The sequence below is a fragment of the Photobacterium arenosum genome (assembly GCF_014841115.1).
In the GTDB taxonomy this organism is placed as follows: domain Bacteria; phylum Pseudomonadota; class Gammaproteobacteria; order Enterobacterales; family Vibrionaceae; genus Photobacterium; species Photobacterium arenosum.
The window spans coordinates 111,585-125,951 of record NZ_JACYTP010000001.1 but is presented as its reverse complement, the minus strand read 5'-3'; the positions used below and the strand labels follow the sequence as shown (position 1 = coordinate 125,951).

Sequence of the window (14,367 nt, the reverse complement as noted above, 5' to 3'; positions counted from 1 at the left end):
GAAAGACCGAAGAAAGATCACTTTTGACGGGAAAGTCGATAGAAGAAAAACCAAGGGGGCTTAATCGCCCCCTCTCTTTTTGCTACCTGTAAAATAATCAGCCAGCTACAGTGCTGAATAAAAATAAGTTATAGGCGACGATGGCAATCAGTAGCAACAAACCTTCAAAGCGGTTGATGCGGCCCGGCCCCCGGAAGCCCATGCACATCACAACCAGGGCTACGGTCAGTCCCATCATGACGGCCCAGTCGCGAGCAAACACTTCAACGCCAATGCCGCTGATCGGAGAAATAACACCAGCGATACCAATAACTGCCAGTATATTGAACATATTTGAACCGACAACATTACCAATAGCGATATCGTGTTCACCTTTACGTGCAGCAGCCACAGAAGCCGCCAGTTCTGGCAGTGAAGTGCCAAGAGCAACAATAGTCAGACCAATAATAAGATCACTGACACCAAGTGACTGAGCAATGGTCACCGCGCCCCAAACCAGAATTCGGGAACTCACCACCAAAAGCACCAGACCAATAAGCAGCCACATCACGGCTTTCTTTAAAGGCATGTTGTTGGCTTTCAGCTCGTTTGCCGTCTCTGACTCCAGCGTATCGCCTTTACCTTTCAGAGCAGAATAAATAGACCAGCCAATCAAGCCAAAAAATCCAATCAGCAAGACAACCGCTTCAACGCGTGTTAACTCGCCATCCCAGAGCAAAATACCTGCAAGGATACCGATAAGTATAAGTAGTGGAAGCTCTTTTCTGATGATGTTCGACTGGACGGCGATAGGCGCAATGATTGCCGTAATACCCAGAATAAGCCCGATATTGACAATATTGGATCCAAGAGCATTACCCAAAGCCAGCTCAGGTTTACCGTCGATGGATGCCATAGCCGATACAACCATTTCTGGTGCGGAAGTACCGAAGCCCACAATAACCATACCGATTAACAGTGGTGGCATCCCCAGATAGCCGGCACTGGCAGCAGCCCCGTCGACAAATTTATCTGCACTCCAGACTAAAAGAGCAAAGCCCAACAATATGGCTATTGATGCGGTGATCATGTGTATGTACATCCCAATGTTTAACAGAAAATAACGTTCAAAAATGAGTAAAAAACAGGTTATACGAACGCATTCAGTAACACGGGAATCAAGCGGCGCCAAGAATAATGGGTTTACGTGTTTTATGGTAGCAAAATTATCACATTACACTGATAAATCTCACAGTCCGGCTCACCGCATACCGAGTGCAGAAACATGCGGTGAATCAATCAAAGAAGAACGATCTGACTGCCCGTAAAACACCCTGCGGCAAACAACCGCAAGGCATCATCACGAAAGGCAATCACAGATAGACAAAGAACCGCAATGTGGAGGACAGTTCATCACGTTGCCACTGCTGATAGGTAACTTCGGTGCGTAATCCCAACTGCTGGCTAAGCGCCCAGTGCCAACTTGCCTGTGATTCCGTACGCCAGCGCATAGCATCCCACTGGTACAGCCCCTGTGCGGACAAGGCCAGTTTGTGCTCTTCGTTAGCCTGCCAGACCAAGCCCGACTCCATCCCCAAACCCAACGACAGGTTTTCACCCTGAGCATCAAAATAATTCAGCTCAGAAGAGAGTAACGCATAAGCGTGTAAACGGTTAGCATCTCCCCAGGATTTACCGTACCCGCCCTGCATGAAGTATCGGCCAGTCAAACCGCGAGTATCTGGCTGTCGATCATAGCCGGCACGGATATTCCAGGATAAGGAGTCAAATACCCGATAATCAGGCGCCAGTGACATGGCATCGAGCAGGTAAAGCTGGTTAAGATCCACATCGCCATCTTGATCAACCCCTAATTGCAGGTCGAAAAAGCTGATCTGTGCCCCCGGAATGTAACCGCCAGCGTTATCCAGTAAATCATGATAGGCCACTCGCCATTCCAGCAACGCCTGATCGGCGTTATGATTGCTGTAACGATATCCCAATCCTAACCGGCTTGAATTGTGGCCTTCATCAGGCGACATGGCAGGTTTTGCGGGTTCAGAAAATGGCGATGAGGTATTCAGCTTGCTTCTGGCAATCAACAATTTTTGTAGATGAGGCGCAGTGTCTTCCCGGGCGAGCGCCTGATCATAAAACTCAAAGTTGAGCCACTCATAGGCCATTTCCAGAATGGCAGCCCGTTCGCTCAATGATCCTTCAGTCGGATACTGGCCCGTCATGGCAGCCCGCGCGGCCAACAGTTGTTGATCATCCAATTGCTCAGCATAGTGCATTAAACGTGTACCAAAAGAAGCCCGGTATTTGGGAACCTCAATCAGTCCGTTCTCTCTGAGCACTTTGACTGTGTCTGATGGAATTGCCCGGTAATCAAAACCGGATGTCAGATCCAGCCCTTCCCTGCCCGCTTCAAGCAGTGCCAGCAGCTGATAGGAACAATTCTCATCGATGAAATAGTAGTCAAATTCAACACCGTTCATTTCCCAGAGATGGCGCAGCACCTGCTGAACTTCTTCCTCATCCAGATTTAACGCATACTCCCAAATATCTCTTGATTCTAAATCGTTGTACTCACGTACTTTTCTGTAATACGGCATGACACTGAACGTGCCGGGGTAATTCCCGAACAGCCCTTTTGCTGCGTACAGAAACGCATTGTCATTACTCTCCGGCGTGGCGGCAAAATTGATTGCAAAGGCCACTAATTCGCGGTTTCGATTCTGATCTTTAGCATCAACACGCAGCAAAGTATGCCCGAACATAGACGATGGGCTGTTCATAAATGCTGTCGGGAAGACCAGTGTCAGCCCCTTGGGATTCAGCGCCTGCTTCCAGAGAGTCTGCTCAGGGCAGACGGCTACTGGCCAATCTGTATGTAATTTTTGTTTTAACCAATGGAAACGGGCCGGATACCGGCAGCTCAAACTCTGGTCATTGGGTGAGCTATCGGACTGTTTCGCTTCGCGTTCAAATCCTTCGACGGTGGCATTAAGCTCGGCCAGAGGATCATCTTTTCCCTGCGGACTGACAAAGAAAGAAGGCGAATCGACCAGGCTTGTGAACGAGCCGGTCAGTCCGGGCTGATAATGCCCCAGGGTATGCCAATAATCAGAGGTGGAAAGATGCACCAGATCTTGCTGGGTATACGCAAAAGCGGTGCTGCTGAAAACGCTGAGAGGAAGCAGAGATAGCCAGAACTTCATGAAATCATCGATGGGATCAAATAGGTTCAGTCAAGCACATTGAATAAACAAAGCACCAGATTAGAAAAAGATACAGCGCCTTTTGGCGCTGTATCTGAGCGGTTCACACCTGTAATAAATTACAGTGCGTAAGCGGCCAGCGTATTCTGATCAGCAACCATAGTGTTCAGGTTAGCCAGAACATCTGTAGAAGTAACATTTTCAGAAGCGAAGATAGACGCATAGTTGTTACGAGCAGTTGCGTTAAATTCCGCTTTTGCTTCATCGCTCATGCCCCAAACGTCAGTCAGAGTTGCCAGCGTTTCACCTTCGCCACGTGCGATATCACGAGCCAGATTGTCCATGTTACCGTCGATAAACATAGCCAGTTTTTCTTGAGAAGTAATCACGCCGTTGCCGTCACAACCCAGTGTGCCGAAAGTGATACCGAAAGTTTGGTTACCTGAAGTACCGTTCGTTGTCGCACCCAGTACTTTAAATACTTTGCCTTCTTGACCAGCAAATACCATAGAGCCCAGACCACAACCGATATCTTGGTCAGCCATTGCTTGAGAGAAAGGCATCATGCCCGCGAAAACTGCCACTGCAAATACTTTTTTCATTGTTATTCCTTAGACTTAATTAACACAAATTGCTTGCATCATTTTTATGCGTCCAAAATCATAACAACTTAAAGCTATATTTCAATTTATACAGGGCAAAAAGTTATTTGTTTACATTTTCTTAGCTCAAAATCCACTTTTTAAAAAACCCGCCCATTTTAGTTGAGTTAAAAATAACCAATCTGGGCGAAGTCGCTTAACGCAATATCGTTATTATTGTTCAGAAACTCACTCATTATTCCTATTAACAATATTTTTAACTTTATCGACTAAGTCGATAGGTAAAGGGAATACTATGGTTGATGTCCTGTCATTGGCAATCTCAGTCAATGTCTGCAGGTAACGAAGTTGAATCGCATTCGGGGCTTTATTCAGCACTTCGGCGGCCTCCATCAACTTTTTAGAGGCTTCCAGCTCACCCGTAGCATGAATAACTTTTGCACGACGTGAACGTTCGGCCTCTGCCTGACGAGCTAATGCACGCACCATGCTGTCATCCAGATCAACATGCTTGATTTCAACATTGGCTATCTTTATGCCCCAGTTATCGGTGTGCATATCAAGAATGCCCTGCAAATCTTTATTCAGTTCATCTCTTGCCGACAGTAATTCATCTAACTCATGCTGACCAAGTACTGATCGTAATGTTGTCTGGGACAGCTGGCTGGTGGCTTCAAGATAATTTTCGACATTGATGATCGCCATTTTGGGGTCAATAACCCGAAAGTAAACCACAGCATTGACCTTAACCGATACATTGTCTTTGGTGATCAGATCCTGAGTTGGCACATCAAGCACAATTGTTCTCAGGTCAACCCGAACCATTTGTTGAATGATTGGGATAATGATGATCAACCCAGGCCCTTTTACTTCATAAAAGCGCCCCAACAGAAAGACGACGGCACGCTCATACTCACGCAGCACTCTGAACATGCTGATAATCAGCACGAGTACCAGCACAACGATGGTTGCCAGGGAATACGTAATCATGGTTTATTCCTTCTCTTTGGCCGCAACATGCAAACACAAGCCTTCGACTTGCTTAACGACAATTTCCTGACCCACCCGCAACGGCGTATCACTGCGGGCTTGCCAGATTTCGCCTTCTACCAGCACCCGCCCCTCTCCGGGAAAGCCACTGACCACTTTACCGTGATCGCCAAGGAGCATTTCTACCCCGGTTGAAACAGGTTTACGGCGGGTTTTTAGCAATAAGGTAAGAATGACAAAGGTAAACAGCGCGGAAGTGGCTGTCAGACCCACGATCAAAGGGACGGCAATTTGATACCCTGGTTCTTCGGTATCCATTAACATGACTGACCCTATAACAAAAGAAACGATACCGCCCAGACCCAATATGCCAAAGCTGGGGCTAAAGCCTTCTGCCACCATCAGAATGATCCCCAGGATAATCAATCCCAGCCCCGCATAACTGACAGGCAAGAGTTGCAGCGAATACATAGCCAGAATCAGACAAATACCGCCGAGTACGCCAGGTAACCCAACCCCGGGGTTGTAAAATTCTAACAATAAGCCATAGATGCCTATCAGCATGAGTATGTAGGCCACGTTCGGATTGGTAATGACCGCCAGAAACTTAAACCGCCAGTCCTGTTCACGCTCTACATATGCAACATTCTCAAGTGATAAAGTCTGTTGTACCCCGTTTATAAGCACGGTACGGCCATTAATCTGACTAACCAGATCATCAAGATCTGTTGCCATAAAATCGATGACATTTTCTTGCAATGCCCCTTCGGCATCTAAACTTGCCGCTTCCCGAACGGCTTTCTCTGCCCAGACTTCATTTCTGCCATGCAATTTAGCCAGGCTGGTGATATACGCAGCCGCATCATTGATGACTTTCTTCTCCATGGCTGTTTCGGCTTTTACTTCCTTACCTGACTGTGTACCCTCTTCAGACTGTTTAGCCGCGTCAGCTTTTCCAGCCGGTTCCTGTTCATCAGAGTCATCAAAAGGATTGTCTTTTTTCCCGCCTGGCGACCCACCGGTCAGAGATACTGGGGTAGCTGCACCAAGGTTTGTGCCCGGTGCCATCGCAGCAATATGACTGGCATAGAGAATATAGGTTCCGGCGCTCGCCGCTCTGGCACCCGATGGGCCAACCCAGGTTGCCACTGCAACCGGAGATGTTGTGATAGCGCGAATGATTTCCCGCATAGAGGTATCTAAACCGCCAGGTGTGTCCATCTTTAGCACGATAAGCGCAGCCTGTTCTTCCTGAGCATGATTAATTTCACGCGAGACAAAATCACTGACTGCAGGTCCGATCCCGCCGTTGATATCAATTAACCATACATCGGATGCCTGAGAACACATTGGCCAAAGCGCAGCCAGCCATAATGTCAGAATGGAAAACAGCTTCATGACGCATGCTCCCAGTAGGTGTACCAGACTGAACCAGATAGGAAAACCTGAACTCTTAGGCGTTGGTTATCCACCACCTTAAGCATAGCGCACAGAATTCGGTGCAGGATTGATCGCTGTACAGAGCCATGACACCCTGCACAGCGGCGGGCGACTCAGGGAATATGACGAGAGAATAGTCGGCCAAGCGCCGAGGGATGGTGAGACCAGTGCGTATCAAACATGTCCATCAAAGCCGGGTTGCCATACCGTGACAGACAAACGGCATGGAATCGATTCTTATGCTCTTTCAGTTTAGCTACCCGCTCCTGCATCTCCGGCGATTGCGACGGCGCAATAAAATCGGACAGCACAATGAGATCCGCATTTTTATACTTATCGCCACTCATCAGCATCAAGGACTGATCCAACACAGGCGTTAAATCTGTGCCGCCATGAAAAGAATAAGAAAGGAAATTTAACACTTCACTCAAACCATCCTGCCGGGTCAGCTCATACGTGATGTGCTGGGTAGAAAACAGCATGACATAACAGTCTCTGTCATCGGCAAGTGCAATCTGCATCAATCCGTAAGCCAACGCTTTCGCGCACTGTTCAGGGTAGCCGGACATTGAGCCAGAAGCATCAATGCAAACAATAAACGGCCCTTTGTCCTGTTCGACTTGTTTACTTTGCTTCCTGTAGGCTTTCACTTTACGCAGTTTGCGCTGGGCACCCTGCATTCTGTAATTCATTAAACGCTTATCAACAAGGTGTTTGTAGAACACCACCTCCAGCTCAGGATAGGCTAGAAACATTGCCTCGTTAGGCAGTAAGCGCGCCAGATCATCACTGGGATGCACGCCGACAATATCATCGGTGACGTTGTCACTCTTCTCTTCGACCATTTTCAGCTCTTCCGTCTGAACTCTGGCCTGACTCGGATCATCGACCTCGTTAGCCATCCGGCCTAGCTTGTCGGCAATCTCCTGAATTTCATTATTTTTTTGAAGAAATCTTGCGATAGATTTTAACCGCTCCACATCCGTTTTGGTCAGTTTGGCTTTCGCCATATCCCAAAGCCGGCCAGCGCGTTTTTCGTCGCCTGCTTCATCGACTTTTTCCATTTGCTGCATGGTTTCAATGCGCTGATACAGGTCTTTCAACAGTGCTTCTTTATGATGCTCTAACTCAGATTCCTGCGCTTTCTTGAGTGCTACCTGCAAATGTTCATACCACTGATGACAAAAGTAGCTGTGGAACATAGGGTTATGTTTCTTCTGATCATGGTCGAGCAATCGGCGCGCTTTAAAATAAAAGCCGGACGTCGTTTCAAGTTCACTGACTACCTGTTCAGCATTGTCCATAAAAGTGTCCGCAGACCATTGCCGAACCTTTTGGTATAAGGCCAGTTCCTGACTGAACCGATCGGCCACATCCACTTTTGCGATGCGATGCTGTACATAGCTGCGCCACTTACCGACCTGCAACTTCATAGACGACTTAATTCCCGGACTGGAGTCCGCAGCCATCATCAGCTGTGGCCGGGTCATCAGCTCGTTCACTGCATTTTCAATGATACCCGACTCAGTCAGCATCAGAGCCAGGTTAATACCTTCGGTGACTGGCATCGTCTCCTCCCAGTTATGCGAAGTATTCAGTCAGGCGGGTTAAACGCATGGCACTTTTGTCTAAATGCCGCTGAATTGTCGCAATCTCATCACTTGCAGTAGCCAGACTTTGTTCGATCAGCACCGGAAATTCAGGGTCAACGAAGTTGTGCGGCAATGCCCCGTGAAAACGGCTCCGTGCCAGTTTCAGTAAATGCGCCGCCTCGCTGATCGCATCCGTAGCTTGCTCGACTTTCTGCTGCCAGCCAACCAACTGTTCCTGGCTGACGCCGTAATCTCCGGCCATGCCGACCAGCACATTCCGGTTCGCAATATCTTTGATCACCAGGCGGTCTGTGGCATCAATCTCAAAATGCAGCCGGCATAAATGCGTATTCTTATTAACAAAACCATAGATATCGCACTGCCCTGCTTTGATCTTTTTCTCGAACTCATCCCCATCCACATACACCCAGCGGCTATCGCCGGTTTCCTGTTCAGAAACGGAAGGATTATGCTGCAGCATCACCAGCTTGATCATGCGCGGATTGTTGTTGACCGTGTACCGCTTGGCGCCGGAAAAATCGTACTTGTATCTTTCCTTGCCCATCAGCGTGTCATGTCCGAATATCACACAAAGCTTGCCGGCAACAGCCTGGTGGACTTCCTCTATCTGGTGCTGCGCCGTATCAGCCTGCTGAGTTGCTGCTTGCTGTCCGAAAACCTGGTTGACGGCAAAGTCGCGTAAAAGCTCCCGGATATCCTGTCTGGATTCCGGGCTGTGCCACAAACACTCCTGCAGCAACAGCAAATCAAGCGGATTAATACTGTCACGGCCATTAAAGAAAGCACTGGCTTTGAGCAGCCTGACCGATTTCTTCCATCGCCGGTCTGAGATGTAAAGCTCGCTGCTGCCCGATTCGACTTTCTCCTCGATCATGGATTTCAGCTGGTAAATGGTTTCGAATGTCGCCTCATCAAGCTGGATATGATCGATCAATGTCTGCCATTGCTGATATTCTTCTTCCTTGATTTTGAGCTCGGCAGGCAAACTCGCCATCTCTGGGCCTTCACCCAGTAACATGGCTTTGAAATTTTGTTTTTCCTGTATGCGATTGACGAAAACACGAACCAGCATACGGTCGTACAAAGCTTCCAGACCGCTGTCTTCATCCGGTAATTCGTTGGATGCCGTAATCAGCAAACGCATTGGTACGTTCAGCGTGTCCTGACCATTTTTAAATGTCCGTTCGTTAACAACAGTCAGTAATGTATTCAAAATGGCAGGGCCCGCTTTCCAGATTTCATCCAGGAAAACGACTTCCGCTGTGGGTAAGTAGCCATCAACCAAACGAACATATTTACCGTGGTCTTTCAGTTCCTGAATCGATAGAGGTCCGAACACTTCTTCCGGGGTCGAAAAACGTGTCATCAGATAGTCAAAGAAGCGGCTGCCATCAAAGGCTTCAATCAGTCGCTTAGCAATCAGGCTCTTTGCTATTCCGGGAGGGCCAAGCAGGAAGACACTCTCACCAGACAGTGCCGCCAACAAACAGAGTCGAATGGTATGCTCTCTTTCATAGACCCCGTTTGACAGAGCCTGGATAAGTTTTTCTACCCGCTCAGCAAGCAGCGCTTTATTGGGTAGACTATTGGCCGCCATAGATAGCATATTGGTCATTTCCTCGAGGCAAAAAGGTCTGATGTAGAAATGAAATGGGTGGAGCTGAAAAATCTCATTCTAGCCACAGAATAGCCGTAAAAAACACATTGTTACAAGTATGTTAACATACATACTTTGTTACAAACAGGGTATATCAAACTGGGTAGGCAACCAACATAGATCAATCATTGATTTCACTTTTGATGCACTCAGAATGAGCACAAGATCACAGAATGTAATGGATTGCGATGCATGTTGAGGGATGCGGACTATGTCTCGATTTGTTACTACATAGCGCTACCTCAACACAAATCATCGTGATAATATTTTAGTCAATTATGAAAAAGATCTCTCAATTGCCTGTCAGGCTGACAATTTTTGTATGTTTTGGGGTGCTGATAACCACCTTTATCCCCATGCAAGGTAACCTGGATGCCGTTACTTCAAGCCTGACATTGGTGCTGATTATCCTGCTGGTTCGCGAAGTCGCCAGTAAAGAAATGAAGTTTTTATTACTTCTGTCTGCCTGTACCTACGGGATTGGTGTAATTGCAGATCTTCTTGATGATATTCCGGAACTTGCAAATCATTGGTTGCTGACACGCACCGATGATGTATTCAGCAATATTGGTGTTTTTTTACTGTGTTTCTGTTTCATTAAACTCTTACATCAACGCCGCGAGTTAATACAAAAACTCAGGCAGCAAATTGCTAAATCCCGTCAACTGGAACTGGAACTCAGCCGACAGGCCTTGCAAGACGATCTGACCAGACTGCAGAACAGGCGCTCACTTTTCAGACGATTTGATCATATGGCGATTAACCTTAATCGCGGCATTATGGCTTACATTGATATAGACAACTTCAAACAGGTTAATGACCGTCTTGGTCACCGCCAGGGAGATCTGGTACTGATTGAAATAGCCAACATTATCTTCAGGCATTCGCCTACCGGTAGTCAGGTATATCGCATAGGGGGTGATGAATTCATTGTTCTATTGCCCAGCGAAGACCAATGTCAAAGCCAGGAATGGCTTGACCAGCTCTATGAGCAAACTCAAGATCTTAGAGATACGTTCAAATTAGGCATCAGTGTCGGCCTTGTTCCGTTTCATCCTGGTAACCTCAGCGATCCTGACTTACTGCTCGCTAAAGCAGATACCGCCATGTATCAGGAAAAAGAACAAAAAAGTCGTGTCGAGTAACTTCGATTCAGATTCACAATTTTGTCATATCCTCGTCATACCATAGCGGCTACCCCTGTAGTTCAAATTTGGAGAGACGCAATGTTGCTTCGCCTGGCTTCTTTATTAGCCGTTATCGCCCTATTCCCCATTCAGGCTAATGCCAAAACCGTTACCGTATCCGGTTCGACTTCTGTCAGTCATATACTTGAAGTATTAGCTGAACAATATGAGCAGCAACATTCCGATGCTTCCATTGCTGTGCAAGGGACTGGGTCATCTGCGGGTATTTCTGCCGTCAAACAAGAGGCCGCTGAGCTTGGAATGAGTTCGCGATTTCTAAAGGAGGATGAAATACGTCCGGATGTATCGACCACATTAATTGCTCATGATGGTATCGCACTGGTCGTCAACAAAAACAACCCGATTGACACCCTGACCAAAGAACAGGTTATGGGGATTTATCAGGGGACTATCACCAACTGGAAACAAGTTGGTGGCGATGACCTCCCCATTGCAGTTGTCAGCAGAGAGAACGCTTCTGGTTCACGATTTTCTTTCGAAGATTTTATGGGTCTGACACGTACTATCGGTGATAAAAGCGTCTCAGATATCAATGCGAAAGCGCTGGTGGTTAACACCAATGGCATGGTGAAAAGCCTGATTGCCAGAAACAGACACGCCATTGGCTATCTGTCACTTGGCTCAGTTGATGATTCAGTAAAACCACTGGATTTCGAAGGTGTATCACCCAGCCTGACAAACCTGGAGTCTGGACAGTATCAAATCTCCCGACCTTTCATCATGCTTTATAAAAGCAAAAAGCTCACATCAGATGGTCGTGACTTCCTCAATTATCTCCTGTCTGAAAACAGCCAGAAATTACTGCATGATCGCGGTTACATTCCCGTTGTGCATTAAACAATACACACTCTCTGGCTTACCTGATCACTCAGGTAAGCCAAAGCTCGATCAGGACACCACCGGGTATTTCATGCCTGCGCCCCATTCCGTCCAGGAACCGTCATAGACAGTCAGATTTTTCCGGCCTGCTACATCAGCTGCAAGAGCAAGAATGCATGCCGTAACCCCAGACCCACAACTGAAAATCAGTTGTTGATCTTGTTCTGAGAATGCATCAAAACGTTGTTTCAGTATTGATTGCGACGCTAACCTACCGTCTTTCACCAACTGACCAAACGGGAGGCTTTTAGCATTTGGCATATGACCACTGCGTATGCCTTCTCTCGGCTCTGGCTGCTGGGCATAAAAACGCGCTGCCGGGCGTGCATCCAGCACCACAACCTGAGGGTCGGCTAATTTTTCCATCAATGCCTGGGCATCAATCACCCATTCAGATCTGAGATTGGCAAAAAATTGCCCTTTTTCAGGCACTTCAGTTACAACACCCGATTCTAACGAGCCTCCAACCGATTTCCAGGCGGGTAATCCGCCATCCAGCACCGCGACCTTGTCATGCCCCATCACTTTAAACATCCACCATACGCGCGGAGATGAGAACAGTCCGTGAGAATCATAAACAACGAGAGTGTCTTTGTTGCTGATGCCTAATTCCGACACTTGGCTGGCAAACTGCTCTGCACCGGGTAACATATGCGGCAGGCTGGATGCCTTATCGCATATCTCTTTATCGAAATCGAAAAAAACAGCACCTGGAATGCGTTCACTCTCCCACTCAGCCCTGGCATCACGGCCACTGCCCGGCATGAACCAGCTCGCATCCAGTATCACGATATTTCCCGCATCGGCATGTTCCAGCAACCAGTCAGCACTGACAACAGACGACGGTAATGAATTCTTTGTCATACCCTAATCACCTATCCCTATGAAATTCAGCTGTTTGTGTTAAACCAGATAACCATATTCATCACAGTCATTTCGGTTATCAACTTTATATTGTGATAGTGATAGCAGGTTATACGGCCAGACTAAACCTTTTTCTCTGTAATCCAGCCACTTGCCACAGCAAACACAAGCAGGCTGATCTTGAATCCGATTGTTCATCGGGTTAATGTCCCTGAACTCGGTGCCAGCACTTTTCTGATTTATTGCAAGGACGCGAATATGGACTATTTCCCGGTCTTCACCCAATTACATAACAAACCAGTACTGGTCATAGGTGGCGGAGAAGTTGCCTGCCGTAAAGTCGATCTTTTATTACGGGCCGGAGCGGCAATCACACTGATATCACCACGCCTGCATCCTGCCTTACAAAAACTGGCCAGCCAGCAAAAACTGCGCTGGCTGGCAGAGTCTTACCAGCCGGGAAGTCTGGGGGGCTATTATCAGGTGTGGACAACGACAGACGATCGCGAGCTGAATAAGCGTATCTTTCGTGATGCCCAACAGAAGAAAATTTGGGTCAATGCCGTCGACGATCCTGCCCACTGCGATTTCATTACCCCATCCATGATAGATCGTTCCCCCATTCAGGTGGCCATATCCAGTGGTGGCGCTTCACCGGTACTCGTACGTTACCTCAGAGAAAAGCTGGAAACCCAGCTCGCGCAAAACTTGTCTCTTCTGGCAGATTTCGCTGGAAAACAAAGAAACCGCCTGAAACTACATTACGATACCGTCGATAAACGAAGACACTTTTGGGAGCAATTTTTCCGCTTGCCTCAGGTAGAAAATGCCCAGTCAGTTGAGGTACTTGAAGCGGCTTTTGTCCAGTTACTGGCTCAAAACAATCAGGCAACAGGGACGGTATGTGTTGTAGAAACCGGCACAGATGTTGAAATGCTGACATTGAAAGCGTTGCGACTGATGCAGCAGGCCGAAATGGTGCTTTACACCGATGAAGCGAGTCAGGCTGGTTTCATTGATCTTTGCCGCAGAGATGCTGATCGCGAAGCTTGCAGTGAGGAGAATCTGTTACAAAAAGCGGATGCCCTGCTCAGCCAGGCTGTGCGCGTCTGTATTCTGGTCAGAAAAGGAAGGACTTCTGCATCACTTTCTGCTTTTTGTCAGCAGCACAAGGGGGAGGTACTTCCCTCACTGTAACCATTTATTTTGTAGAGGCAGCGGCGGGTGTAAGTTCAGACTTAAACGCTGCCTTCTGCGCGCGTTTTTCACTTTGCGCCTTCAACCACAAACCGGATGTTTTCATCGCATAACCAAACACTACCCCGAGCATCAGCGAAGGGATGACCAGTTGCCAGTTACCCGCCGCAGCAAATGTCGCACAACAGCCGATAAATGTCCCCGGAATAAAGCTCAGCCACTCGCGCTTTGCCTGCACACACATCAGAAATGAAACAATACCGGTTGCAATATAGCCGAACAGCTCCATTCCTATCCATGTTGAGCCGTGAATGATCAGCATTGCCCAGGCGACACCACTCAAATTGGTCGCCATACTGATGCCCATGCCCTTTAAGCCATCCTGAGGTGCCGCAAAATAAGTGGTACACCCCAGAAATCCGCCCCAGCTCAACAATCCAAGTGAAACAGCTACCCAGCCCCACAGACCAGATAACAAACCGGTTGTTATTGCTATAGCGATTAATGCTGACATGTTAAGACCTCTGAAAACGCTAACGTGATATCTTCGATGCAATGAAGGAAGAAGTCTAATCACTCTGCTCGTTCAATAAATTGACGAAAATCACACATTAAATGAAATAAATGAAACACAATGTTTTGCACAGTGAACAATGACACAGTAATCAGCTAACTGACGCCAGATTCAATCAGCAAAATGCGGTTTTGACTCTGATC

At 47.6% G+C, this 14,367-nt stretch carries 12 protein-coding genes; 3 read left to right on the top strand and 9 right to left on the bottom strand.

Annotated features, from left to right (window positions below; all coding sequences use genetic code 11):
- Nucleotides 1-97 precede the first annotated feature (97 nt).
- From IFO68_RS00515 to IFO68_RS00485, 7 genes are all read right to left on the bottom strand, one after another.
- Entirely contained in the window at nucleotides 98-1,069 is a 972-nt protein-coding gene (locus tag IFO68_RS00515; RefSeq protein WP_192013721.1) for a calcium/sodium antiporter, read from the bottom strand.
- Nucleotides 1,070-1,352: 283 nt separating this feature from the next.
- Nucleotides 1,353-3,200, bottom strand: coding sequence for an Lnb N-terminal periplasmic domain-containing protein (locus IFO68_RS00510; protein ID WP_192013719.1), 1,848 nt, complete (start codon nucleotides 3,198-3,200; stop codon nucleotides 1,353-1,355).
- A 119-nt stretch (nucleotides 3,201-3,319) separates the two neighbouring features.
- Nucleotides 3,320-3,802, bottom strand: a complete 483-nt coding sequence (locus IFO68_RS00505) for a DUF3015 domain-containing protein (RefSeq protein ID WP_192013718.1) — start codon at nucleotides 3,800-3,802, stop codon at nucleotides 3,320-3,322.
- A gap of 228 nt (nucleotides 3,803-4,030) precedes the next feature.
- A complete protein-coding gene (locus IFO68_RS00500; protein WP_192013716.1) occupies nucleotides 4,031-4,792 on the bottom strand; it encodes a slipin family protein in 762 nt (253 codons plus the stop codon).
- A 3-nt stretch (nucleotides 4,793-4,795) separates the two neighbouring features.
- A complete protein-coding gene (locus IFO68_RS00495; protein WP_192013714.1) occupies nucleotides 4,796-6,190 on the bottom strand; it encodes an NfeD family protein in 1,395 nt (464 codons plus the stop codon).
- A 155-nt stretch (nucleotides 6,191-6,345) separates the two neighbouring features.
- Nucleotides 6,346-7,800 carry an ATPase RavA stimulator ViaA gene (gene viaA, locus IFO68_RS00490; protein ID WP_192013712.1) on the bottom strand — a complete coding sequence of 485 codons (1,455 nt, stop codon included), beginning with the start codon at nucleotides 7,798-7,800 and terminating at the stop codon, nucleotides 6,346-6,348.
- A 13-nt stretch (nucleotides 7,801-7,813) separates the two neighbouring features.
- On the bottom strand, nucleotides 7,814-9,451 hold the full coding sequence (locus tag IFO68_RS00485) for an ATPase RavA domain-containing protein (protein WP_192013710.1): 1,638 nt from the start codon (nucleotides 9,449-9,451) through the stop codon (nucleotides 7,814-7,816).
- A gap of 329 nt (nucleotides 9,452-9,780) precedes the next feature.
- Between IFO68_RS00485 and IFO68_RS00480 the strand changes: the two genes are divergently transcribed.
- A complete protein-coding gene (locus IFO68_RS00480) occupies nucleotides 9,781-10,647 on the top strand; it encodes a GGDEF domain-containing protein (RefSeq protein WP_192013708.1) in 867 nt (288 codons plus the stop codon).
- A gap of 81 nt (nucleotides 10,648-10,728) precedes the next feature.
- Nucleotides 10,729-11,547, top strand: coding sequence for a phosphate ABC transporter substrate-binding protein (locus tag IFO68_RS00475; RefSeq protein ID WP_192013706.1), 819 nt, complete (start codon nucleotides 10,729-10,731; stop codon nucleotides 11,545-11,547).
- 51 nt (nucleotides 11,548-11,598) lie between these two features.
- Here IFO68_RS00475 and sseA read toward each other — a convergent pair whose 3' ends face one another.
- Nucleotides 11,599-12,453, bottom strand: coding sequence for a 3-mercaptopyruvate sulfurtransferase (gene sseA, locus IFO68_RS00470; protein WP_192013704.1), 855 nt, complete (start codon nucleotides 12,451-12,453; stop codon nucleotides 11,599-11,601).
- Nucleotides 12,454-12,711: 258 nt separating this feature from the next.
- On the opposite strand from sseA, the gene IFO68_RS00465 reads away from it, so the two are divergent.
- The gene (locus IFO68_RS00465; RefSeq protein WP_192013702.1) at nucleotides 12,712-13,650 is read left to right on the top strand and encodes a precorrin-2 dehydrogenase/sirohydrochlorin ferrochelatase family protein; all 939 of its coding nucleotides are present in this window, start codon (nucleotides 12,712-12,714) and stop codon (nucleotides 13,648-13,650) included.
- 4 nt (nucleotides 13,651-13,654) lie between these two features.
- Here IFO68_RS00465 and IFO68_RS00460 read toward each other — a convergent pair whose 3' ends face one another.
- Entirely contained in the window at nucleotides 13,655-14,164 is a 510-nt protein-coding gene (locus tag IFO68_RS00460) for a DUF1097 domain-containing protein (RefSeq protein ID WP_192013700.1), read from the bottom strand.
- Nucleotides 14,165-14,367: the final 203 nt, after the last annotated feature.

Excerpts from the sequence above, each read along its gene's own strand:
- IFO68_RS00515 (WP_192013721.1), bottom strand. The coding sequence starts at position 1,069 with ATGATCACCGCATCAATAGCCATATTGTTGGGCTTTGCTCTTTTAGTC.
- IFO68_RS00510 (WP_192013719.1), bottom strand. The coding sequence starts at position 3,200 with ATGAAGTTCTGGCTATCTCTGCTTCCTCTCAGCGTTTTCAGCAGCACC.
- IFO68_RS00505 (WP_192013718.1), bottom strand. The coding sequence starts at position 3,802 with ATGAAAAAAGTATTTGCAGTGGCAGTTTTCGCGGGCATGATGCCTTTC.
- IFO68_RS00500 (WP_192013716.1), bottom strand. The coding sequence starts at position 4,792 with ATGATTACGTATTCCCTGGCAACCATCGTTGTGCTGGTACTCGTGCTG.
- IFO68_RS00495 (WP_192013714.1), bottom strand. The coding sequence starts at position 6,190 with ATGAAGCTGTTTTCCATTCTGACATTATGGCTGGCTGCGCTTTGGCCA.
- viaA (WP_192013712.1), bottom strand. The coding sequence starts at position 7,800 with ATGCCAGTCACCGAAGGTATTAACCTGGCTCTGATGCTGACTGAGTCG.
- IFO68_RS00485 (WP_192013710.1), bottom strand. The coding sequence starts at position 9,451 with ATGCTATCTATGGCGGCCAATAGTCTACCCAATAAAGCGCTGCTTGCT.
- IFO68_RS00480 (WP_192013708.1), top strand. The coding sequence starts at position 9,781 with ATGAAAAAGATCTCTCAATTGCCTGTCAGGCTGACAATTTTTGTATGT.
- IFO68_RS00475 (WP_192013706.1), top strand. The coding sequence starts at position 10,729 with ATGTTGCTTCGCCTGGCTTCTTTATTAGCCGTTATCGCCCTATTCCCC.
- sseA (WP_192013704.1), bottom strand. The coding sequence starts at position 12,453 with ATGACAAAGAATTCATTACCGTCGTCTGTTGTCAGTGCTGACTGGTTG.
- IFO68_RS00465 (WP_192013702.1), top strand. The coding sequence starts at position 12,712 with ATGGACTATTTCCCGGTCTTCACCCAATTACATAACAAACCAGTACTG.
- IFO68_RS00460 (WP_192013700.1), bottom strand. The coding sequence starts at position 14,164 with ATGTCAGCATTAATCGCTATAGCAATAACAACCGGTTTGTTATCTGGT.